Annotated in this window: 23 protein-coding genes; 15 read left to right on the top strand and 8 right to left on the bottom strand. The window is 69.0% G+C overall.

Features of this window, described 5'->3' with window-relative positions; all coding sequences use genetic code 11:
• The 9 genes from yidC (at window position 1) to AB7M35_RS10920 (ending at window position 8326) form a co-directional block, all read left to right on the top strand.
• Window positions 1-1842 carry a membrane protein insertase YidC gene (gene yidC / locus AB7M35_RS10960; RefSeq protein ID WP_453959677.1) on the top strand — a complete coding sequence of 614 codons (1842 nt, stop codon included), beginning with the start codon at window positions 1-3 and terminating at the stop codon, window positions 1840-1842.
• Between the two features lie 37 nt (window positions 1843-1879).
• Entirely contained in the window at window positions 1880-2497 is a 618-nt protein-coding gene (yihA, locus tag AB7M35_RS10955; RefSeq protein WP_453959675.1) for a ribosome biogenesis GTP-binding protein YihA/YsxC, read from the top strand.
• Window positions 2498-2587: 90 nt separating this feature from the next.
• Window positions 2588-3487, top strand: a complete 900-nt coding sequence (gene argB, locus AB7M35_RS10950) for an acetylglutamate kinase (RefSeq protein WP_453960704.1) — start codon at window positions 2588-2590, stop codon at window positions 3485-3487.
• A 166-nt stretch (window positions 3488-3653) separates the two neighbouring features.
• On the top strand, window positions 3654-4373 hold the full coding sequence (locus AB7M35_RS10945; RefSeq protein WP_453960702.1) for a pyrimidine 5'-nucleotidase: 720 nt from the start codon (window positions 3654-3656) through the stop codon (window positions 4371-4373).
• A 109-nt stretch (window positions 4374-4482) separates the two neighbouring features.
• Entirely contained in the window at window positions 4483-5337 is an 855-nt protein-coding gene (gene dapD / locus AB7M35_RS10940; RefSeq protein WP_453959673.1) for a 2,3,4,5-tetrahydropyridine-2,6-dicarboxylate N-succinyltransferase, read from the top strand.
• Between the two features lie 31 nt (window positions 5338-5368).
• Window positions 5369-5857, top strand: a complete 489-nt coding sequence (locus AB7M35_RS10935; RefSeq protein ID WP_453959670.1) for a DUF805 domain-containing protein — start codon at window positions 5369-5371, stop codon at window positions 5855-5857.
• Window positions 5858-6131: 274 nt separating this feature from the next.
• Window positions 6132-6518: a DUF805 domain-containing protein gene (locus AB7M35_RS10930; protein WP_453959668.1), complete on the top strand. Its 387-nt coding sequence runs from the start codon at window positions 6132-6134 to the stop codon at window positions 6516-6518.
• A 9-nt stretch (window positions 6519-6527) separates the two neighbouring features.
• Window positions 6528-7736 (top strand): succinyl-diaminopimelate desuccinylase, encoded by a 1209-nt coding sequence (gene dapE / locus AB7M35_RS10925; RefSeq protein ID WP_453959667.1) that lies wholly within the window; start codon window positions 6528-6530, stop codon window positions 7734-7736.
• Window positions 7736-8326, top strand: coding sequence for a hypothetical protein (locus tag AB7M35_RS10920; protein WP_453959665.1), 591 nt, complete (start codon window positions 7736-7738; stop codon window positions 8324-8326). Before dapE ends, AB7M35_RS10920 begins: the two co-directional genes overlap by 1 nt.
• Window positions 8327-8354: 28 nt before the next feature.
• Here AB7M35_RS10920 and AB7M35_RS10915 read toward each other — a convergent pair whose 3' ends face one another.
• The 6 genes from AB7M35_RS10915 to petA all read right to left on the bottom strand — a co-directional run bounded on the left by AB7M35_RS10915 (window position 8355) and on the right by petA (window position 14106).
• Window positions 8355-9671: a TRAP transporter large permease gene (locus tag AB7M35_RS10915; RefSeq protein ID WP_453959663.1), complete on the bottom strand. Its 1317-nt coding sequence runs from the start codon at window positions 9669-9671 to the stop codon at window positions 8355-8357.
• Between the two features lie 3 nt (window positions 9672-9674).
• Window positions 9675-10145, bottom strand: a complete 471-nt coding sequence (locus AB7M35_RS10910; RefSeq protein ID WP_453959662.1) for a TRAP transporter small permease — start codon at window positions 10143-10145, stop codon at window positions 9675-9677.
• Between the two features lie 42 nt (window positions 10146-10187).
• Window positions 10188-11144, bottom strand: coding sequence for a TRAP transporter substrate-binding protein DctP (gene dctP / locus AB7M35_RS10905; RefSeq protein WP_453959660.1), 957 nt, complete (start codon window positions 11142-11144; stop codon window positions 10188-10190).
• A 230-nt stretch (window positions 11145-11374) separates the two neighbouring features.
• Window positions 11375-12223, bottom strand: coding sequence for a cytochrome c1 (locus tag AB7M35_RS10900; protein ID WP_453959657.1), 849 nt, complete (start codon window positions 12221-12223; stop codon window positions 11375-11377).
• 31 nt (window positions 12224-12254) lie between these two features.
• The gene (locus tag AB7M35_RS10895; RefSeq protein ID WP_453959655.1) at window positions 12255-13532 is read right to left on the bottom strand and encodes a cytochrome b; all 1278 of its coding nucleotides are present in this window, start codon (window positions 13530-13532) and stop codon (window positions 12255-12257) included.
• 22 nt (window positions 13533-13554) lie between these two features.
• Window positions 13555-14106, bottom strand: coding sequence for a ubiquinol-cytochrome c reductase iron-sulfur subunit (gene petA / locus AB7M35_RS10890; RefSeq protein WP_453959653.1), 552 nt, complete (start codon window positions 14104-14106; stop codon window positions 13555-13557).
• Between the two features lie 295 nt (window positions 14107-14401).
• On the opposite strand from petA, the gene AB7M35_RS10885 reads away from it, so the two are divergent.
• Both AB7M35_RS10885 and AB7M35_RS10880 read left to right on the top strand, forming a co-directional pair.
• Window positions 14402-14863, top strand: coding sequence for a tRNA (cytidine(34)-2'-O)-methyltransferase (locus AB7M35_RS10885; RefSeq protein WP_453959651.1), 462 nt, complete (start codon window positions 14402-14404; stop codon window positions 14861-14863).
• 149 nt (window positions 14864-15012) lie between these two features.
• The gene (locus tag AB7M35_RS10880; RefSeq protein WP_453959649.1) at window positions 15013-15636 is read left to right on the top strand and encodes a chloramphenicol phosphotransferase CPT family protein; all 624 of its coding nucleotides are present in this window, start codon (window positions 15013-15015) and stop codon (window positions 15634-15636) included.
• 109 nt (window positions 15637-15745) lie between these two features.
• On the opposite strand, the gene AB7M35_RS10875 is transcribed toward AB7M35_RS10880, so the two are convergent.
• Window positions 15746-17590, bottom strand: coding sequence for an ABC transporter ATP-binding protein (locus tag AB7M35_RS10875; RefSeq protein ID WP_453959646.1), 1845 nt, complete (start codon window positions 17588-17590; stop codon window positions 15746-15748).
• A gap of 279 nt (window positions 17591-17869) precedes the next feature.
• A complete protein-coding gene (locus AB7M35_RS10870) occupies window positions 17870-18724 on the bottom strand; it encodes a GNAT family N-acetyltransferase (protein WP_453959645.1) in 855 nt (284 codons plus the stop codon).
• 125 nt (window positions 18725-18849) lie between these two features.
• On the opposite strand from AB7M35_RS10870, the gene AB7M35_RS10865 reads away from it, so the two are divergent.
• From AB7M35_RS10865 to hemF, 4 genes are all read left to right on the top strand, one after another.
• Window positions 18850-19887 carry a GGDEF domain-containing protein gene (locus AB7M35_RS10865; RefSeq protein ID WP_453959644.1) on the top strand — a complete coding sequence of 346 codons (1038 nt, stop codon included), beginning with the start codon at window positions 18850-18852 and terminating at the stop codon, window positions 19885-19887.
• Entirely contained in the window at window positions 19884-20237 is a 354-nt protein-coding gene (locus tag AB7M35_RS10860) for a VOC family protein (RefSeq protein ID WP_453959642.1), read from the top strand. The genes AB7M35_RS10865 and AB7M35_RS10860 overlap by 4 nt, the downstream gene beginning before the upstream one ends.
• Window positions 20238-20426: 189 nt before the next feature.
• Window positions 20427-21323, top strand: a complete 897-nt coding sequence (locus tag AB7M35_RS10855) for a Crp/Fnr family transcriptional regulator (RefSeq protein ID WP_453959641.1) — start codon at window positions 20427-20429, stop codon at window positions 21321-21323.
• Between the two features lie 72 nt (window positions 21324-21395).
• On the top strand, window positions 21396-22313 hold the full coding sequence (gene hemF / locus AB7M35_RS10850) for an oxygen-dependent coproporphyrinogen oxidase (protein ID WP_453959639.1): 918 nt from the start codon (window positions 21396-21398) through the stop codon (window positions 22311-22313).
• The last annotated feature ends 21 nt before the right edge of the window (window positions 22314-22334 follow it).

The raw sequence follows: 22334 nt of genomic DNA, 5'->3' as shown, positions 1-22334 counted from the left end.
ATGGACAACAAGAATTTCATCATTGCGATCGCGCTGTCGCTCGCCGTTCTGATCGGCTGGCAGTACTTCTTCATCGAGCCGCGCCAGCAGGCCGAGAAGCAGACTGTCGCCGAACAGCAGGCGACCAACGCGGCGCTGTCGCCCGACGGCAGCTCGGTGCCGCAGCCGACCGGCACCCCCGGCACTCCCGGCGCATCGACCGGCGTCGCCCCGAACGCCGCGCCCGGCCAGCCGGCCGCCGCCGACCGTCCCTCCGCGCTCGCCGCCACCCCCCGCGTCCCGATCAACACCGGCCGCGTCTCCGGCTCGATCAACCTCGTCGGCGGTCGCCTCGACGACCTGCGGCTGAAGGACTACCGCGAGACGGTCGACCCCAACAGCCCGACCATCGTCCTGTTCTCCCCGTCCGGCGCCCCCGATCCCTATTACGCCGAGTTCGGCTGGGTGGGCGGCGGCGACCAGGGCGCCGACAAGATCCAGGTGCCGGGTTTCGACACCGAGTGGACCGTCGACGGTGCCGGCGAGCTGACCCAGGACACCCCGGTCACGCTCACCTGGACCAACGACGCGGGCGTCGTCTTCACCCGCACCTTCGCGGTCGACGACAACTACATGTTCACGGTCAGCCAGGGCGTGCGCAACGAGACCAAGGACCCGATCACCCTTTATCCGTACGGGCTGATCTCGCGCCACGGCACGCCGCCGGTCTCCGGCTTCTTCGTGCTGCACGAGGGCCCGATCGGCGTGTTCGGCAAGGAGGGCCTCGAGGAGTACAAGTACAAGGACCTCGTCGAGGACGGTCCGATCAAGCCGGAGCGCACCGACAACGGCTGGCTCGGCTTCACCGACAAGTACTGGGCCTCGACGCTGATCCCCAACCCGGGATCGCAGTTCCAGGCGCAGCTTTCGGCCACCGAGCGCGGCGGCAAGCCCATCTACCAGACGGACTTCCTGGAAGACGCCGTGGTGATCCAGCCGGGCCAGACCGGCGAGGCGCGCAACCTGCTGTTCGCCGGCGCCAAGGAAGTCAACGTCATCAACGGCTACAAGTCGGCGCTGGGGATCGAGAAGTTCGACCTCCTGATCGACTGGGGCTGGTTCTACTTCCTGACCAAGCCGATGTTTTTCGCCATCGACTTCTTCTACAAGCTGGTGGGCAACTTCGGCGTCGCCATCCTCATCGTGACCGTGCTCGTCAAGGCGATCTTCTTCCCGCTCGCCAACAAGGCGTACGTGTCGATGAGCAAGATGAAGAAGCTGCAGCCGGAAATGGTCAAGTTGCGCGAGCGGTACAAGGACGACCGCGTCAAGCAGCAACAGGCCATGATGGAGATCTACAAGAAGGAGAAGATCAACCCCGTCTCCGGCTGTATTCCCATCCTCATCCAGATCCCGGTGTTCTTCTCCCTCTACAAGGTCATCCTGGTGACCATCGAGATGCGGCACGCGCCGTTCTTCGGCTGGATCCAGGATCTGTCGGCCCCCGATCCGACCACGATCTTCAACCTGTTCGGGCTGATCCCGTGGGATCCGCCGAGCATGCTGATGATCGGCATCTGGCCGCTGATCATGGGTGTCACCATGTGGCTGCAGATGAAGATGAATCCGACGCCGCCGGACCCGACCCAGGCGATGATCTTCAACTGGATGCCGGTGATCTTCACCTTCATGCTTGCCAGCTTCCCGGCCGGTCTGGTCATCTACTGGGCGTGGAACAACTCCCTGTCGGTCCTGCAGCAGTCGTTGATCATGCGCCGCCAGGGCGTGAAGATCGAACTGTGGGACAACGTCAGCGGCGTGGTGAAGCGCAAGAAACCGGAGAAGGACTCCGGCTCCTCGTGACCACGGGGCAGCCGGCGTCAGGCCGAAAGCGCACATCGTGACCGGACCGTCAGACCATCTCTTCGCGCGCCCCTGGCAGTTTCTGCGGGGCGCGCGGTCCATGGACGACCTGCCGCAGACGAGCACGATCGAGGTGGCGTTCGCCGGGCGCTCCAACGTCGGCAAGTCCAGCCTGATCAACGCGCTCCTCGCCCAGAAGGGCCTCGCCCGCACCTCCAACACGCCTGGCCGCACCCAGGAACTGAATTTCTTCTACGCCGAGGACGCGCCGCTCACCATCGTCGACATGCCGGGCTACGGCTACGCGTCGGCGCCGAAGAAGACGGTGGAAGCGTGGACCGACCTGGTGTTCTCGTTCCTGCGCGGCCGCCAGAAGCTGCGCCGCGTCTACCTCCTCATCGACGCGCGCCACGGCCTGAAGGCCATCGACGAGGAGGTCATGACCTCCCTCGACAAGGCCGCGGTCTCCTACCTCATCGTCCTCACCAAGGCCGACAAGATCTCCCCCGCGGCGCTCCAGACGCTGCTGGCGGAGACGGCGGAGAAGATCCGCAAGCGGCCCGCCGCCCATCCCTCCATCATCGCCACGTCCTCGGTGACCCGGGACGGCATGGAGGAACTGCGCGCCGAAATGGCCACGCTCGCCCGCGAGTAGGCCGCCGCCGCCACGCCGGTGATTGAGCCCGCCCCCGGCGGAGGCTATAGAGGCCAACCGGATAACAGCTCAGGGAATGCGGCCATGACGATGTCTGACGCGGAGATGGAGGAAGCCGACCTGTCGCGGGCGCGGATCATCGCCGAAGCGCTTCCCTTCATGCTGCGCTACGACGAGCGCACGATCGTCGTGAAATACGGCGGTCACGCCATGGGCGACCCGGCACTTGCCCGTGCCTTCGCCGAAGACATCACGCTGATGAAGCTCGCCGGCATCAATCCGGTGGTGGTGCACGGCGGCGGCCCCCAGATCGGGGCGATGCTCGACCGGCTCGGCATCCGTTCGGAATTCCGCGGCGGCCTCCGGGTCACCGACAAGGCCACCGTCGAGATCGTCGAGATGGTGCTCGCCGGCTCCATCAACAAGGAGATCGTGCGGGCCATCAATGCCGCCGGCGGCCGGGCCGTCGGACTGTGCGGCAAGGACGGCCGGATGGTCACAGCCCAGCGGCTGACCCGCACCGTCATCGATCCGGATTCCAACATCGAGAAGGTCGTCGATCTCGGCTTCGTGGGCGAGCCCAAGGAGGTGCGCCGCGAGGTCCTCGACATGCTCGCCCAGAGCGAGATCATCCCGGTGATCGCGCCCGTCGCCCCCGGCGACGACGGCGAGACCTACAACGTCAACGCCGACACGTTCGCCGGCGCCATCGCCGGCGCCCTCAACGCCTCCCGGCTGCTGTTCCTCACCGACGTCGCCGGCGTGCTCGATCACAACGGCAAGCTCATCAAGGAGCTGACGGTTGCCGAGGCGCGCCGGATGATCATCGAGGGCACCATCAGCGGCGGCATGATCCCCAAGGTGGAGACCTGCATCGAGGCGCTCGAGCGCGGCGTGAAGGGCGTGGTCATCCTCAATGGCAAGCTGCCCCACTCGGTGCTGCTGGAGCTGTTCACCGAACGCGGTGCCGGCACCTTGATGACGCCGTAGGCCGGCACCTTGATGACGCCGTAGGCCGGCGCCATCTCCGTGTCGGCGGGCGCCACCCCGTCCGGACCGCTCCGGTCCGGACCGCGAAGCCTCCAGGCACCGCCAAGCAACAGGACGGTCAATCGTGCGTATCGAAGGTGAACCCGGATCGGAAGGCCCCGAGGCCATGCCGCCGTCGGATGCGTTCCGCCATGTCGACACCTGGGTCTTCGACCTCGACAACACGCTGTATCCGGCGCACTCGAGCCTGTTCTCCCAGGTCAACGACCGCATCCGCGACTACGTGCAGACGCTGCTCGGGCTGGAGGCGCAGGCCGCCCACGACCTGCAGAAGGACTACTACCAGCGCTACGGCACCACGCTGCGCGGGCTGATGATTGAGCACGCCATCTCGCCGGACGCCTTCCTGGAATACGTCCACGACATCGACCATTCCCCGCTGCAGGCCGACGCGCGCCTCGGCGATGCGATCGCCGCGCTGCCGGGCCGCCGCTTCATCATGACCAACGGCTCGCGCCGCCACGCGGAGAACGTCGCCGCCCGCCTCGGCATCACCGACCATTTCGAGGACATCTTCGACATCGTCGCCGCCGATCTCGTGCCGAAGCCGGAAGAGGCGACCTACGCGCGCTTCCTCAAGAAGCACGGGCTGGAGCCGACATCGGCCGCGATGTTCGAGGACCTGTCGCGGAACCTGACGGTGCCCAGCCATCTCGGCATGCGCACCGTGCTCGTGGTGCCCGAGGGCACCCGCGAGGTCTTCCGCGAGAGCTGGGAGATGGAGGGCCGGACGGCATCGCACATCGATTACGTCACCGACGACCTCTCCGCCTTCCTGGAGGGGCTGTTGCCGGCCGTCGTGGACGGGACCCCGCGCCAGCGTTGACTCGTTCGCCCCGGCGGCTATCGTCCGCCGCGACAGTTCCGATGGAGCTTCCGCGGGCCGCGCGTGCGTGCCGGAGCAGCCGTCGAACCCCGACCGATTGGAGATCCCGATGACGCTTGCCGCCGCGCCCGAAACCCTCGCCTCGATCATCGATGAGGCCTTCGAGAACCGGGCCAACATCGGCACCGACACGGGCGGATCCGTGCGCGAGGCGGTGGACGCGGCGCTGGGGCTGCTCGACCGCGGCGAGGCGCGCGTCGCCGAGAAGGGGGCCGACGGCTGGGTCGTCAACCAGTGGCTCAAGAAGGCGGTGCTGCTCTCCTTCCGCCTCAACCCGATGACCCCGGTCCCCGGCGGGCCGGGCGGCGGCACCTGGTGGGACAAGGTCCCCTCCAAGTTCCAGGGCTGGGGTGCCACCGACTTCGAGCAGGCCGGCTTCCGCGCCGTGCCCGGCTGCATCGTGCGCCGCTCCGCCCACATCGCCCCCGGCGTCGTCCTGATGCCCTCCTTCGTCAACCTCGGCGCCTTCGTCGGCGCCGGCACCATGATCGACACCTGGGCAACCGTCGGCAGCTGCGCCCAGATCGGCGAGAACTGCCACATCTCCGGCGGCGTCGGCATCGGCGGCGTGCTGGAGCCGCTGCAGGCCGGTCCGGTGATCATCGAGGACAACTGCTTCGTCGGCGCCCGCTCGGAGGTCGCCGAGGGCGCCTTCGTGGGCGAGGGCGCCGTGCTCTCCATGGGCGTCTTCATCGGCGCCTCGACCAAGGTCGTCGACCGCGAGACCGGCGAGACCTTCGTCGGCCACGTCCCGCCCTATTCGGTGGTCGTGCCGGGCGCGCTGCCGGGCCGTCCGCTGGCCGACGGCCAGCCGGGGCCGTCGCTCGCCTGCGCCGTCATCGTCAAGCGGGTGGACGAGCGCACCCGCGCCAAGACGTCCATCAACGACCTGCTGCGCTCCTAGCGCGGTCGGATACACGGCAAGGAGCGCGACGGTGGATCTGGAACATCTTCTGCTGTCGGGTTCGGGCCGGATCGGCCGCGGCCGGTTCCTGGTCGGGCTGGTGGCGGTGGCGGTCTATGCCGGCTTCGCGGTGATGGTGTTCCGCGTCCCGGAAGGGGCCTTCTGCGAGGTCGACGCCGACGCGGTGATGGGGCGGATCTATTTCGCCGCCCTGGCGCTGATGGTGCTGGTGGGCGCGGTGATGCTGATGGCGCTCGGCGCCAAGCGGCTGGCCGACATCCGCTGGCCGGAGTGGCTGGCCGCGGTGGTGGCGCTGGGCGTCGTCGCGGCGCTGGTGTCGCTCCGGCTCGAGGCGCTCGGCCCCTGCGCCGCGATGACGCCACAGCGGCTGCCGATTGTCGCAGGCGGGGCGGGACTTCTTGTCCTGCTCCTGGTTGTCGGGCTTGTCTGGCCCGGGCGGCGGCCGAAGCCGGCGGGCCCCGAGGCACCGGAGGATCCGACGCGCGCGGTCGGGCTGTGACCGGTCGGGCGGTGGGCGGGCATGCAGCCGGCGGTCGAGGGCACCTGTCCGGGCCGTTGCCGGTCTGACGGTTTCGCGGCGTTCAGGCGCGGGCCCGTCCGGGCCGTTTCGATCCGGTGCGCGCCTGCGGGTGCTCGGAATCGGCCGCGGCCTCACTATCTTGGGCATATCCCGTCCGGATCGCTCCGACCCGGGGGACATGCTCCCGGACCGGCGCCGGTCCGGGCGTCGGCAGGAACTGGATCGCGCCGCGTTGGGTGCAGAAGGCTAGGTGATGAACCAGACACAACGACCGGCGCGCAAGGTGCCTTCCGTGCTTTGGGTGGCGTTCGGCTTCGATGGCAGGATCTCCCGCCAGCCGTTCTGGCTCGGGTTCCTGCTGATCACCCTGCTGGCGAGCATTCTGCTCACGCCCTATCGCCCCGAGGGCGACGAGGCCGTCATGGTCGACATGGGCTTCGCGCTGATCCTGATCGTCGCGCTGTGGAGCGAGCTTGCGCTGGCGGTGAAGCGGCTCCACGATCGCGGCCTTTCCGGGTGGATCGCCCTCCTTCTCTTCGTCCCCGTCCTGAACCTGGTCGTCTTCCTGGTGATCGGCCTGTTCCCGGGCGACAAGGGACCCAACGCATACGGGCCCGCCCCGAACACCCGAAAGCCGTGAGCCACCACCGTGAATGACGCCGCCTCCAAGACGAACCTGCCCGTCCCGACCGATCCGGTCACCCTCACGCAGGAACTCATCGCCTGCCCCAGCGTCACCCCCAACGAGGGCGGCGCGCTGACGCTGCTGGAGGCGGTGCTGCGGCCGCTCGGCTTCGCCACCCACCGGGTCCGGTTCAGCGACGAGGGCACGCCCGACGTCGACAACCTGGTCGCCAGCATCGGCACCGGCGCGCCGCACCTGATGCTCGCCGGGCACACCGACGTGGTGCCGCCGGGCGCTGGCGCGCTGTGGACGCGGCCGCCGTTTTCCGGCGACCTCGACGGCGCCTATCTCTACGGGCGCGGCGCAGTCGACATGAAGGGGGGCGTCGCGGCCTTCGTGGCGGCGCTGGCGCGCCTCAAGGCCGAGGGCTGGCCGGAGACCGGGACGGTGACGCTGCTCCTCACCGGCGACGAGGAGGGCCCCTCCATCAACGGTACCGAGAAGCTGCTCGCCTGGTGCGCGGAGCGCGGCATGACCTTCGACGGCGCCCTGGTGGGCGAGCCGACCAACGTCACCGAACTCGGCGACATGGCGAAGGTCGGCCGCCGCGGCTCGCTGTCGGGCACCCTCAGGGTCGAGGGTCGCCAGGGCCACGCGGCCTATCCGCACCGGGCGCTCAATCCGATGCCCGCCGTCACGGCGATTGCCGACGCGCTGCAGGGCACGCCCCTCGACGAGGGCAGCGAGGCCTTCCAGCCGACCAGCCTGCAGATCGTCGCCATCGACACCGGCAACCCTGCCTTCAACGTCATCCCGGCCTCCGCCGAGATCCGCTTCAACGTCCGCTTCTCCGACCGCTGGACCTCGGCCACCCTCAAGGAGGAGCTGCTGCGCCGGGTCGAGACGGTGCGCCCGGAGGGGATCACCACCGGCGTCGTCTGGGAAAAGGCGTCGGAATCCTTCCTCACCCGCGACGAGGCGCTCGCCGCCCGCCTCACCGAGGCGGTGCGCGCGGTGACGGGCCGCGAGCCGGAGCTCTCCACCGCCGGCGGCACCTCCGACGCGCGCTACATCCAGGCCTATTGCCCGGTGATCGAGTTCGGCCTCGTCGGCGACACCATGCACCAGATCGACGAGCGGGTGCCGGTCGCCGACCTCGAGGCGCTGACGGAGATCTACCGCCTGTTCGTCGCGGCGACGCTCGCCGACGCCGGGGAGACGGCAGGCGCGTGATGCCGAGTGCCGCGGAGATCCAGCGCGCCTTCCAGGGAGCATGGGCGCTGCTCCTGAACCGCAAGGACGGGATGCTGGCGTTCGACCTGTCGATCGACGGCTTCTACCGGTCCTTCGGCGCGGTGTTCCTGGTGGCGCCGCTCTACGCGATCGCTGCGCTGGCCGAGGTCCGCCTCCTGCAGTTCGACGGCGCGCCGGTCGATGGCTTCCCGCTGGTCTGGTTCTTCTTCTGGAAGTTCGCCGGTCTCGGGGTCGACTGGCTGGCCCTGCCGATCGTGCTGGCGCTGCTTGCCCGCCCGCTGGGGCTCGCCGCCCGCTACGTCCCGTTCATCGTGGCGCGCAACTGGACCAGCCCGGTCGCCATGTCCATGTCGATCCTGCCGTCGGTGCTCTACGCCGCCGGGCTGGTCGGCCAGGAGCTGGCGGCGATCCTGTTCCTGGTCGTGGTGGTCGGGGTCATCCGCTACCAGTATCAGGTGGTCCGCATCGCGCTGCAGACCACCATCGCCATGTCCATCGCCGTGGTCGCCTTCGACCTGACGCTGAGCCTGGTGCTGGCCGAGCTGATGAGCCGCCTCGCGGGGTTCTGACGCCCCGTCGCTCCCGTCCCGCCGTGGCCTACCGGCCGAGCTGGCCCGGAAGCCAGGTGCCCAGCGCCGGGATCGCCACCACCAGGGCCAGCACGAACAGCTTGATGAGCAGGAACGGCGTCACCGCGGCGTAGATCTGGCGCATGCGGATCGACGGCGGCGCGACCCCCTGCATGACGAACAGCAACAGCCCGAACGGCGGTGTCAGGAGCGCGATCTCCATGGTCAGGAGGTAGACGACGCCCAGCACCAGCTCGTCGATGCCGGCCGTCCGCGCCAGCGGGATGAACACCGGGATCGTCACCATCAGCATGCTGATCTGGTCGATGAAGCAGCCGAGGAACAGCAGGATCAGGATCATCCCGACCAGGATCCACAGCGCCGAGAGGTCGAAGCCCTGGATCAGCCGGATCAGCCCGCCGGTGGCGCCGGAGAACGACAGGATCTGGCTGAAGGTCTGGCTGGCGGCGATGATGAACAGGATCATCACCGACAGCTTCACCGTCTCCATCACCGCGGTCGCCAGCGCGCCCGCCGACATCGACCGATAGCCGAAGCCGGCGACGATCGCGGCGAGGCAGCCGAGCGCGGCCGATTCGGTCGGCGTCGCGAGGCCCGTCAGCAGGCTGCCGATCACCACGATGAAGATGCCGGAGAGCGGCAGCACGTGGACCGCGAACGGCGTCCAGCGCTCGCGGAGCGTCATCGGCGGCTGTTCGTCGCTGGGCGCGAGGTCGGGGCGTATGGTGGCGGCACCGGCGATGAACAGCACGGCCAGCGCGGAGAGGATGATCGCCGGCACGATACCCGCCACCAGCAGCCCGGCGATCGAGATGCCGGCGAGCGAACCCAGCAGCACCGCCAGTGCCGACGGCGGGATCAGCATGGCGATTGCGCCCGACGCCATGATCGGGCCCATCGCCAGCGTCGGGTGATAGCCGCGCTTCAGCATCGAGGGCAGCAGCGTGGAGCCGAGCATCGCGGTGTTGGCGATGGTCGAGCCCGACAGCGCCGCGAAGATGGTGCCGCCGAACACCGTCACCACCGACAGCCGCCCCGGCACCCGCGTCACCACCCGGTCGATGGCGTCGATGGCGCGGTGGGCGACCTTGGTCTGGAACAGGATCTCGCCCATCAGGATGAACAGCGGGATTGGCGCCAGCGAGAACGACGAGACGGACTGGGTGGCGTTGCGCGCCATCTGGATCAGCCCGTTCTCGCCGCCGAGGATGAAATAGGCCCCGGCGATGTTGACGGCGATGAAGGCGAAGGCGACCGGCAGCCCGAGCGCCAGCAGCGCGACCAGGCCGCCGAGCATCAGGAAGAGGGTGGTGGACCAGTCCATGGGCTAGATGCCGCTCGCTTGCCTGTCGACGACGTCGACGCCGGCGATCGCGCGGCGGGCGAACTCGAGCGCCAGCAGCGCCCCGGAGATCGTCGGCGCCAGCAGCGGCCACCATTCGGGATAGACGAGGATGCCGCGGACCATCGAGCCGCGGCCGTAGCTGACGAGCACCGCCTGCAGCGCGCTCCAGCAGAGCGTCGCCGCGATCGCCATGCCCAGCACGCAGACGATGCGGGCGAGGCGCCGGCGGGTGGCGATCGGCAGCGCGGTGGTCAGCACGTCGACGGTCACGTGGGCGTTCTTCGACAGCACCCAGGGGGCGGCCAGGAACGTCGCCGCCACCATGCCGGCCTCGATGAGGTCGACCATGCCGTGGATCTGCGGGGCGTCGAGCGCCCGCAGCACGACGTTGGCGGCGATCGCCACCGCAATAAGAGAGAAGATCGCTCCCGCCAGAATGGCGAGAGCGTCCATCACGATCTGCAGCGTTTGGGAGAAGACGCGCATCCCGGCCGACTAGTTGGTCAGGCAGGCCCGCAGCTTCTTGGCGTTGTCCGCATCGATCGCCTCGATCGCGGCCCAGCCCTGCTCCTGCGCGGCCGTCAGCCATTTCTCGCGCTCGGCGCCTTCCAGGGTGATCGTCTCGATCCCGGCTTCGGCCTGCTTGGCGAACTCTTCCTCGTTGATCTTCGTGTTGTCGGCGTTCTTCGCCTCCACCCACTCGACCCCGCGCTGGAGGAGGTCCTTCTGCTCGTCGCCGAGGTTGTTCCAGGTGTCGAGGTTCATGATGAGGTCGACGTCCACCTGGTAGAAGCCCGGATCGACCCGGAATTTGGTCTGCTCGTCCCAGCCGAGGTCGAGCACGCCCTGGGCCGGCCAGCCGTAGCCGTCGATCGTGCCGCGCTCCAGCGCCGTGTAGACGTCGCCCGGCGCGGTGCGCACCAGGTTGCCGCCCAGCGACTGGAACATCGCCTGGTAGACGGGCGTGGTGCGGATCGTCAGCCCGGTGAGGTCGGCGCTCTCGATGGGCTTGGTGAGATAGAGGTGGAACGGGATCCCGTCGCCGGTGCGGCCGAGATACTTGGCGTTCATCTTCTCCTGGTGGAGCTGGTCGACGAGCTCGTAGCAGCCGTTCTTGCGCTGCTCCTGGATGGTGTTGGTGGCGAGCTTCAGCGCGTCGCCTTCCGGCAGCAGGTTCGTGTAGAAGGCCGCCGTCACGTTGGCGATGTCGATCACGCCGGAGGAGACGGCGTTGCCGGCCTCGAACGGCGGCACGGCCTCGGGGCCGCCGACCACGTTGATCTGCAGCACGCCCTTGCCGTTCTCGTTGATCCAGTCGACGAACGCCTTGAAGGGCCGGTCGAAGGTGGTGTCCGCGGCGAACGCGCTGGCGCCGCGCAGGGTGACCTCTTCGGCATGGGCGCAGATGCTGGTTCCCAGCAGCAGGGCGAGGCAGAGTGAGGTGCGTTTCATGGTGGTCCTCCCATCGCGCGCCGGGGCCTTCTCTTGAGGCTTTCAGGCGGCCGTGTGTTTCAGCAAGTGGCGCTATATTTCCATATTAGAATTGATATGGGCGGCACGTGAAGGCCGGACCTGCAATTTTGTGCATGTTTTCGGGGGGATTTGCCGGCCGCGCGCCAAGAAAAAACGCGCCCGGATTGCTCCGGGCGCGTTCGGCATTCTTAGGGTGTCGCGGGCTGGGATCAGTGCGCGACGTTGTTCCAGATCTTGCGCTTGGTGAAGTACAGGAGCCCGGCGAAGACGATGAGGAAGAGCATCACCTTGAAGCCCGTCTGCTTGCGCGCCTCCAGCTTCGGCTCGGCCGCCCACATCAGGAACGCCGACACGTCGCGGGAGTACTGGTCGACGGTCTCGGGCGAGCCGTCGGTGTACTCGATCTGGCCGTCGGAGAGCGGCGGCGGCATGGCGATCTGGTGCCCGGCCAGGAACGCCGTGTTGTAGTACATGCCCGGCGCCAGGGTGACGTCCTCCGGCGGCTCCTCGTAGTGGGTGAGCAGCGCGTGGATGTAGTCCGGCCCCTGCTCCTGGTACTGCGTGAAGGCGTCGAAGATGAAGGTCGGGAAGCCGGCGTGCGCGGCGCGCGCCTTGGCGATCAGCGACAGGTCCGGCGGGTAGGCGCCGCCGTTGGCGGCACGCGCGGCCTGCTCGTTCGCGAACGGCGAGGGGAAGTGGTCCGACGGCCGGGCGGGGCGCATGAACATCTCGCCCGAATCGTTCGGTCCGTCCTCGACCTCGTAGCCGTTGGCGATCTCCTTCACCGCGGCTTCCGGGAAGAAGGGGCCGCTCGGCGAACCCAGCGTGCGGATGGCGACGAATTCCATCGAGTGACAGGCCGAGCAGACCTGCTGATAGATCTTGAAGCCGCGCTGCAGCTGGGCCGGGTCGTAGTGCCCGAACGGCCCGGAGAAGCTCCAGCGCTCCCGCGGGATGTGCGGGCCTTCGCCTTCAGCGGCGTTGGCCGTCGAGGCAGCGCCCATCAGGAGGGCGCCGGTCAAACCGGCCGCAAGCGCCAGGCCGAGCCGAACGGTCATCTGAGTCTTCCGTTTCACGAGCATTCCTGGCTCACCCCTTGTCCGAAGGCGCGGCGGCGGATCCGGCCGGATGTGCGCTGCCACCCGACTTCTTGCCGAGCACCGATTCGGAGATCGAAGCCGGGAGAGGCTTGGTCCGCTCGACCAGTCCGAGCACTGGCAGGATGATGATGAAGAAGCCGAAGTAGTAGGCCATCGAGATCCGGGCGAGGATCACGTAGATGCCTTCCGCCGGCTGGGCGCCGAGCCAGCCGAGGAACACGCACACGGCCGCGAACACCCAGAAGAACTGGCGGAACAGCGGACGGAAGGCGCCGGAGCGGACCTTCGACGTGTCGAGCCACGGCAGGAAGAACAGGATGGCGATCGCTCCGAACATCGCGATGACGCCACCGAGCTTCGACGGGACGGCGCGCAGGATCGCGTAGAACGGCAGGAAGTACCATTCCGGGACGATGTGCGCCGGCGTCACCAGCGGGTTGGCCGGGATGTAGTTGTCCGCGTGGCCCATGTAGTTCGGGATGTAGAAGAGGAACCACCCGAAGAACAGGCAGAACACCACCATCGCGAACATGTCCTTGATGGTGATGTAGGGGTGGAACGGAACCGTGTCCTGCCCCGACTTTACCGACACGCCGGTGGGGTTGTTGTTGCCGGGAACGTGCAGCGCCCAGATGTGCAGGATCACCACGCCGAAGATCATGAACGGCAGGAGATAGTGCAGGGCGAAGAAGCGGTTCAGGGTCGGGTTGGCGATCGAGAAGCCGCCCCACAGCCACTGCACCACCGACTCGCCCACCAGCGGGATCGCCGAGAACAGGTTGGTGATCACGGTGGCGCCCCAGAAGGACATCTGTCCCCACGGCAGCACGTAGCCCATGAAGGCGGTTGCCATCATCAGCAGGAAGATCACCACGCCGAGCATCCAGAGGATCTCGCGGGGCGCCTTGTAGGAGCCGTAGTAGAGGCCGCGGAAGATGTGGATGTAGACGGCGATGAAGAACATCGAGGCGCCGTTGGCGTGCATGTAGCGCAGCAGCCAGCCGAAGTTCACGTCGCGCATGATCTTCTCGACCGATGCGAACGCCAGGCCGGTGTCGGGCGTGTAATGCATGGCCAGCACGATGCCGGTCAGGATCTGGACGACCAGCATCATCATGAGGATGGCGCCGAAGGTCCAGAAGTAGTTCAGGTTGCGCGGCGTCGGGAAGTCGATCGCCTGCGCGTTCATGAGGGTCAGGATGGGGAGCCGCGAATCAAGCCACTTCGCGAACTTGCCCTGCGGCTGATAGGTCGAGTGTCCGGACATCGTTACCGTTCCTTCTCGCCCGTCAACCGACCCGAATGACGGTGTCGGCGGTGAATGCATAGGTCGGGATCAGCAGGTTCTGCGGAGCAGGACCTTTGCGGATTCGGCCGGCGGTGTCGTAGACGGAGCCGTGGCAGGGGCAGAACCAGCCGCCATACTCACCGGACTCGCCGATCGGAACGCAGCCGAGATGGGTGCAGATGCCGACCATCACGAGCCAGGGCTCCTTGTCGGCGGCGGCCCGGTTGGTATCGATCGCCGGGGCATCTGCCTTCAGGTTCTCGTTCCGCGCGATCGGGTCCTTCAGCTCCTCGAGGGGCACGTTCTTCGCCTCCTCGATTTCCTGCTCGGTCCGGTAGCGGATGAACACGGGTTTGCCACGCCAGCTGACGGTGATCGACTGGCCCGGGGCCATGCTCGACACGTCAACTTCCGTGGTCGCCAGCGCCAGGGCGGCGGCGTCCGGGTTCATCTGGTCGATGAACGGCCACGCGACTGCCGCGACGCCCACTGCGCCGAACGCACCGGTTGCCAGATACATAAAGTCGCGGCGGGTCGGTTCCGACGAATCCATGCTCGCCAATGTCGGCTCCTCTAGATGCCGATGATGATCTTGTGTTCCGCGTGCGGGGCAGGCTCACAATGGCCTTGCAGCGTCCCCTCGACGGCCTTGAGGGATGCCGCATTTCACCGCGCGCGATCGGCTCTTTTAGAACCGCTTGCGTTTTTGCACCCCTTCATGCGGTTGTCCAGTAGCCAAGGTTGGCTTTGGACGGTTTGTCGCAAAATGCCAACGCATTGGCCGCGGTGCTGGATTTCCGGGCCGTTGTCATCCCCGGTTTGTTCCCGCGAAGCCGAATCCGCCCGCCATGCGCATCGCCCTCTTCCAGCCGGACATTCCCCAGAACACCGGGACCATTCTCAGAATGGCCGCCTGTTTCGAGGTGACGGTGGACGTCATCGAGCCCACCGGCTTCTCGCTCACCGACGGGGCGCTCCGGCGCGCCGGCCTCGACTATCTGGAGAAGGCGGCCCTGGTCCGCCACCTCTCGTGGGCGGCGTTCCGCGCGCATCACCAGGCGGCGGGCGGCCGGCTCGTGCTGTTCACCACGGCGGCGGAAAGCACCCACGCCGATTTCGCCTTCGCCGGCGACGACGTGCTGCTGTTCGGCCGCGAATCCGCGGGCGTTCCGGCCGAGGTGCACGCCGCGGCCGATGCCCGGCTCCGGATCCCGATGGTCGACGGCGCCCGCTCGCTGAATCTGGCCGTCTCCGTGGCGATCGCCGTCGGCGAGGGGCTCCGCCAGACCGGCGGGTTTCCGCCCGCCTGACGGGGCGCGGTGCCGGCGCCGCGCGGCGCTGCGGCGACCGATTTTGGGCTCGCGCGCTGATATCGCCGGCGATACCCTTCGGAGGCTCGGCCTGGACGGGAAACGGCAGGTGGGAAGGCGGAGGGCGGCATGATCTGTCGAGGGATCCGATGACGGACGACGGCGCGTCCTGGCCGCAGGTCATCCTCGTGAACGGGCCGTCGAGCGCCGGCAAGTCGACGCTCTGCCGGGCCCTTCAGGGCGCCATCGAGCACCCCTACCTGGTGGTCGGTTTCGACGATTTCATCTTCATGTCCGCGCCGCGCTACTATCTCGGCGCGGATACCGGCCGGCAGGATGCGCGGGACCGGTTCACGGCGCTGGGCGTCGAGATGGTCACCACGTCGCCGCCGGGGGCGCCGCCCGCCGTGGTCGCCCGCTTCGGCCCGGTGTTCCGCAGCCTGATCGACGGGATGGCGCCGGCCGTGCGCGCGCTGGTCGACGCCGGCAATTCCGTCATCTTCGACCACGTCCTCCACGACTGGCAGATGTACGAGAGCTTCCGGGCCGCCACGCAGGGGCTCGCGGTCTTCACGGTGGGCGTCACCTGTCCGCTGGCGGTGCTGGAAAGCCGCGAAGGCGCCCGCGGCGACCGCGTGATCGGCCGGGCCCGCGGGCTCAACGACGTGGTGCACGGCTTCTGCGCCTACGACGCGATGGTGGACACCGGCGCGCAGTCGCCGGAGGCCTGCGTCGCGCAGATCCTGCGCGCGCTGCCGGCGGCGGCCGCCTGATCCCCCGACTGGCGGTCTCGATCGATCGGACGCGGCCGCCCGGCCCGAAAGACGCGCCCGCAGGCATGTCTTTCGGGCCGAACGCTTGAGCCGCGACGGGGCGGGCGCCCTAGACCCCTTCCGGCTCGATCTCGCCGAGGAAGCCGCCCGACTGGCGCGCCCACAGCCGGGCGTAGATGCCGCCGGCCGCGATCAGGTCGGCGTGGCGACCCGTCTCGACGATGCGGCCCGCGTCGAGCACCACCAGCCGGTCCATGCGGGCGATGGTGGACAGCCGGTGCGCGATGGCGATCACCGTCTTGTCGCCCATCAGCGCCTCCAGGTCCTCCTGGATCGCCGCCTCGATCTCCGAATCGAGCGCGGAGGTCGCCTCGTCGAGGATCAGGATCGGCGCGTCCTTCAGCAGCACCCGCGCGATGGCGATGCGCTGCCGCTGGCCGCCCGACAGCTTGACGCCGCGCTCGCCCACGTGGGCGTCGAGGCCGCGCCGGCCGTTGAGGTCGACCAGGTCCGGCACGAAGCCGTCGGCGTGCGAGCGCTCCAGCGCCGCCTGGATCGACGCGTCGCCGGCGGCCGGCAGGCCGTAGCGGACGTTGTCGCGGACCGAGCGGTGCAGCAGCGAGGTATCCTGGGTCACCATGCCGATGGCCGCGCGCAGGCTCGCCTGGGTCACCTGCGAGATGTCCTGGCCGTCGATCAGGATCCGGCCGCCCTCCACGTCGTGGAAGCGCAGCAGCAGGTTGACCATGGTCGACTTGCCGGCGCCCGAGCGGCCGACCAGGCCCACCCGCTCGCCGGGGGCGATGGTCAGGTCCAGGTGGTCGATGACGCCGCGCGTCTGCCCGTAGTGGAACGACACGTCCTCGAAGCGGATCTCGCCGCGATCCACCGTGAGCTGCCCGGCCTCGGGCCTGTCGGTCACGGCATAGGGGCGCGAGATCGCCTCCATGCCTTCCGCCACCGTGCCCAGGTTCTCGAAGATCCCGGTCACCACCCACATGATCCAGCCCGACATGGCGTTGATGCGCATGACCAGGCCGGCCGCCAGCGCGATCGAGCCGATGGTGATCGCCTGCTCCTGCCAGAGCCACAGCCCGGTCCCGAGCGTCGCAACGATCAGGAAGCCGTTGATGCTCACCAGGGCGACGTTCATGCCGGTGATGCGCCGGGTCATGAAGTGGAACTTCGCGGTGTGGTCGACGATCGCCTCGCGGGCGTAGTCGTCCTCGCGCTCGGCGTGGGCGAACAGCTTCACCGTCATGATGTTGGTGTAGCTGTCGACGATCCGGCCCGTCAGCATCGAGCGGGCCTCCGACATCACCGTCGCCTGCTCCTTCACCTGCGGCACGAAGTAGGCGAGCACGCAGACGTAGGCGACGATCCACACGACCAGCGGCACGGCCAGCCAGAAGTCCGCCTGGGCGAACAGGATGAGCGCGCTGCCGGTGTAGATCGTCACGTACCAGATGGCGTCGATCATCGAGACCACCGCCTCGCGCAGCGACGGGCCCGTCTGGATGATCTTGTTGGCCAGCCGCCCGGCGAAATCGTTCTGGAAGAACGACAGGCTCTGGCGCAGCACGTAGCGGTGGGTCTGCCAGCGGATCAGGTTGGTCAGCCCCGGCTCCACCGCCTGGTGGACCATTAGCAGGTGCAGCGTCGCGGCAAGAGGTCGCAGGATTAGCGCCACGAAGCCCATCACCAGCAGCGTCGTGCCGTGCTGCGAGAACAGCTCGGCGGGCGGCGTGTCGGCGAGCATGTCGACGATGCGGCCGATGAAGTCGAACAGGCTGACCTCGATCAGCGCCACGCAGCCGGCGACCACCAGCAGGACGGCGATGACCTTCCAGGCCTGGCGGACGAAGTGCCAGATGAACGGCAGCATCCGGTCGGGCGGGCGCACCTGCGGCCGGTCGACGAGCGGATCGACGAGGGATTCGAAAAAGGAAAGCATCGGTAGGCTCCAGGCAAACGGCAGCGAACGGGAAAGAACCGCGCCGGATGCGGAGCCAGGCGGCCGTGAGGTGCGGCCGCGGAGCAGGCATGGGCGCGTCAGTGCGAGGGCGTGACGCGAATCTTCATGTCGTTCTCCATGTGGGGCGCCGGGCGCATCGTTCGAAGCGGTGCGGGCGGCGCGGCCAACGATCTACGCCAGGCGCGCGCGAAATTCACCCCCTGCTTCTCAGGATTTTGACGGCTGTGGCCTTCCGGCCACGGGCCGCCGTCCGCCCCGTCAGCCGAGCTCGAAGGTTGTGATGCCGAAGGTGCGGGCGGTTGGCAGGTCCGGCGCCGGTCCGGCGTACATGCGGGCCGTCTCGAACGACGGCGCCAGCCCGTGCCGTTCGGCCAGCGCGACGCCCTCCCGGTTGGCCTCCGGCACGTCGAGGCTGATCTCGGAGCCGGGGGCGACGGTGGCGGCGAGCGCTGAGAACAGCGCCTCGGCCACCGCCGGGTCGGCCGCGAACAGCGGCCCGATCTTGTGGCCGGCGCGGCAGGCGCGGATGACGCCGTACCCGACCAGCCGGCCGTCGCGCAGCGCCAGCCGGCAGCTTCGCCGCACGCCCGCTGCGGGCGCGACCCAGGCTTGCGTGAACGCGCTGCGGTCGGCCGGGAAGAAGGCGCGGTCGAAGGCCAGCACCGCCGCAACGTCGCCGGCGGCCAGCGGGCGTACCTCGACGCCGGAGGCGGGTGCGGCCGGCGGCTCCGCCGGTCCGGTGAAGCGCACGTTGCGGCCGGCCAGTACGAAGCCGCTCTTGCGGTAGTTGTCCTGCTGGGCCACCACGCCGTCGAGCCCGACCACGCGGTCGCCGAAACGCGCCATCGCGGCGTTCCAGATCGCCATCCCGTAGCCTTTGCCGCGCGCCTCCGGCACGACGATGTAGAAGCCCAGGAAGCCGTAGCGATCGCCGTAGCGGACGGCGGAGATGGAGGCCACCGGCCGTCCGTCGACGAAGCCGAGCAGCAGCCCCTCGGCATCGGCGGCGCGGAAGGTGCCCAGATCGTCGAGGCCGGGATTCCAGCCTTCGGCCGCCGCCCAGTCCACCGCGACGGAAAAGCCCTCGCCTTCGGCGGGTCGAATGTCGATCATGGGCCTGATCCTGCCGGTTCGTCGTGCTAGGTCGGACGTTGCGATGCCCCTCGGTCCGACGGCGCCAGTCTATCGGCGGCGAGGGGCGCTTGGAAACGGCGAACAGGCACCACGGGGGAACGACGATGGGGGACGGGACAGGCGGACCGCCGGACGGGGCGCGGCCGGGCAGGCTCGGCGCGTTCGGCACCGGCCGATGGGACGGGCCGGACCTCTTCCGCATCCTGGTCGACCACACCACCGACGTCCTCTGGCTGCTCGACGGGACCTACACGGCGCGGTTCGTCTCCCGGGCGGCTTCCTCGGTGCTGGGCTGGAGCGAAGACGAACTGATCGGCAGGACCCCGGCCGATCTGGTCCACCCGGGCGACATGCCGGCCATCGGAGCCTCGATGCAGCAGGCGATGCGCGAGGTCGTCGGCCCGCGCGCCCTGACCTGCCGCATCCGGCGGGCCGACGGCTCCTACCTGTGGGTCGAATGCCGCTCCCACGGCATCCGGCACCCGGACACCGGCGATGCGCTCGAGGGCGTCGTCATCGCCATGCGCGACATCTCCGAGCGGATCCGCTTCGAGGAGGAACTGGCGCGCCAGGCGATGACCGACGGGCTCACCGGCCTCGCCAACCGCCGGGCCTTCGACCAGGCGCTCGCGGCCGGCTGGTCGGAGGCGCTGGAGCGCGGCGCGGAGATCTCGCTGGTGCTGGCCGACATCGACTTCTTCAAGGTCTTCAACGACACCTTCGGCCACCAGGCGGGCGACGACTGCCTGCGCGTCGTCGGCCGGGCGCTGAGCCGGGTGGTGGAGGACACCCCCGGCGCGCTGGCCGCCCGCTACGGCGGCGAGGAGCTCGCCATCGTGCTGCCGATGACGCCGCTTGCCGCCGCGCTGGAGATCGCCGAAGCGGCCCGCGCCGCCGTCGAGGCCCAGGACATCCCTCACGGCCCCAACGCCTCCGGCCGCCGGATGGTCACCCTCAGCCTCGGCGTCGCCTCGGCGCTGGCGCGCGACGGCGGCACCATCTCGTCGGCGGAAAGCCTGCTGCTGGCCGTCGACGGCGCGCTCTACAAGGCCAAGAGCGAGGGCCGCAACCGGGTCGCCTCGTCGATCCTGATGGCCCAGAACGCCCATCCCGGCGGCGACGCGCCCGGGAGGACGTCGTGACCGTCCGCCGCATCGTCGCCAACCTCGCCGCCGCCGATCCTGCCGCCGCGGCGCCCTTCTACCGCGACGTGCTCGGCCTCGACGTGCTGATGGATCTCGGCTGGATCGTCACTTACGGCAGCGCCGCGGCGATGCCGGTCCAGGTGAGCGTCATGTCGGAGGGCGGATCGGGCACGCCGGTCCCCGACCTCTCCATCGAGGTCGACGATCTCGACGCGGTGCTGGCCCGGCTCGCGGCGGCCGGTATCGACCTCGTCTACGGCCCCGCCGACGAGCCGTGGGGCGTGCGCCGGGTGTTCGTCCGCGATCCGCTGGGGCGCCTGGTGAACATTCTCGTCCATCGCCCCTGACGCCGCGCCCGGCCGGCCCGATTGCGCCGCGGGCATTAATATAAGCTAATGCCGCACTGCCGCATGGCCGCTAGTATCCGCGCCGCTGCTGGAGCGGGGGCGCATTCCGGCAGCAGCACCCGCCGGGAACCGCGCGAGGGCCTAGGGCTCGCCGCGCAACCGGCCGTGCTACGATCCACGTCAAGGCCGATGACCGATGGCCCGCCGGCGGCCGAGCGCCGGCACGAGCCCGGCGTGGCTGGCCGTGGTGCGGCGGCGCACTGGCCGATCCGGCCATTTCTGACCAGGGGGCATGACGACATGCAGGCGAACGAGAACCCGATGCTGCGCAAGCTGCGCGTGCTCGAGCCGTTCTCCGAGGCGGAAGAACGCCTCCTCGACTCCCTCTTCACCCGCACCATCACCGTCGGGCCGCGCCAGGACATCGTCCGCGAGGGCGACCGGGCGCGCGAGTGCTGCATGCTCTTGTCGGGGCTGGCCTGCCGCTACTCGATGACGCCCGACGGAAAGCGCCAGATCACCGCGTTCATCGTGCCCGGCGACATCTTCGACATCCAGAGCTTCCTGCTGGAGGTGATGGACCACTCGGTTGCCTCCATCGCGCCGTCCACGGTGTCGATGATCCCCCACGAGGCGCTGATCGCCATCACCAAGGAATCCCCCCGCGTCGCCCGCGCGGTCTGGAAGGAGTCGCTGTTCGAGGCGGCGGTGTTCCGCGAGTGGATCGTCAACGTCGGCCGCCGCACCGCCTTCCAGCGCATCGCCCACGTGATGTGCGAGATGTACGCCCGCCACCGCCAGGTCGGCCTGGTCGACGGCCACACGGTCGTCTGGCCGATGACCCAGTCGGAGGTCGCCGACGCGACCGGCCTCTCGGTGGTCCACGTCAACCGCTCGATCCAGGCGCTGCGGTCCGACGGGCTGATCTCGCTCACCGGCGGCCTGCTCACCATCCACGACTGGAACGGCCTTGCCCGCGCCGGCCAGTACGACGGCCGCTACCTGCAGGGCGGCCTGCCGGAGGAGGCGCCGCGCGACACCGGCGACCGCACCCCCACGGGCATCTACGCCGAGCGGGTGAGGTAGACCGCGCCCGCCCTTGCGCTGCCTCGCCCTTTCCGCCACACCGGCCGCGTCATCAGCTGAGGGCGTGAGATCATGGTGAGTTCGAAGGTGCCGGACCGGCCGCTTCCCGACAATCTGGAGGAGAAGAAGGGCCGGGCGCAGGACTGGTTCCAGGCGCTCCGCGACCGGATCTGCGCGTCCTTCGAGGCGCTGGAGGACGAGGCCGACGGCGCGCCGGGCACCGACGGCCGCCCCGCCGGCCGGTTCGAGCGCGCGCCCTGGGACCGCACCGACGCCGACGGCGCCCATGGCGGCGGCGGCGTGATGAGCATGATGGGCGGCCGCGTCTTCGAGAAGGTCGGCGTCCACACCTCCACCGTCCACGGCACCTTTTCGGAGGAGTTCCGCAAGCAGATCCCCGGCGGCGACGAGGACCCGCGCTTCTGGGCCTCGGGCATCTCGCTGATCGCCCACCCGTGGAACCCCAACGTGCCGGCCGTGCACATGAACACCCGCATGGTGGTGACCACCCGCCAGTGGTTCGGCGGCGGCGCCGACCTGACGCCGGTGCTCGATCGCCGGCGTACCCAGGACGACCCGGACACGGTCGCCTTCCACGCCGCGATGGAGGCCGCCTGCGCGCCCCACGCGGTGGCCGACTATCCGCGCTACAAGGCGTGGTGCGACGAGTATTTCTTCCTGAAGCACCGGGGCGAGATGCGCGGCATCGGCGGCATCTTCTACGACTATCTCAGCACCGGCGACTGGGACGCCGACTTCGCCTTCACCCGCGCGGTGGGCGAGGCCTTCGCCGACATCTATCCCGTCCTGGTGCGCGGCAACGTCCAGACCCCGTTCACCGAGGCCGACCGCGACGAGCAGCTCGTCCGCCGCGGCCGCTACGTCGAGTTCAACCTGCTCTACGACCGCGGCACCATCTTCGGCCTGAAGACCGGCGGCAACGTCACCTCGATCCTGTCGTCCATGCCGCCCCTGGTGAAGTGGCCCTGAGCAATCCCAGGAAAAGTGCTC

The sequence above is a fragment of the Amorphus suaedae genome (assembly GCF_053629675.1).
This window is presented reverse-complemented; position numbering and strand designations above follow the sequence as displayed.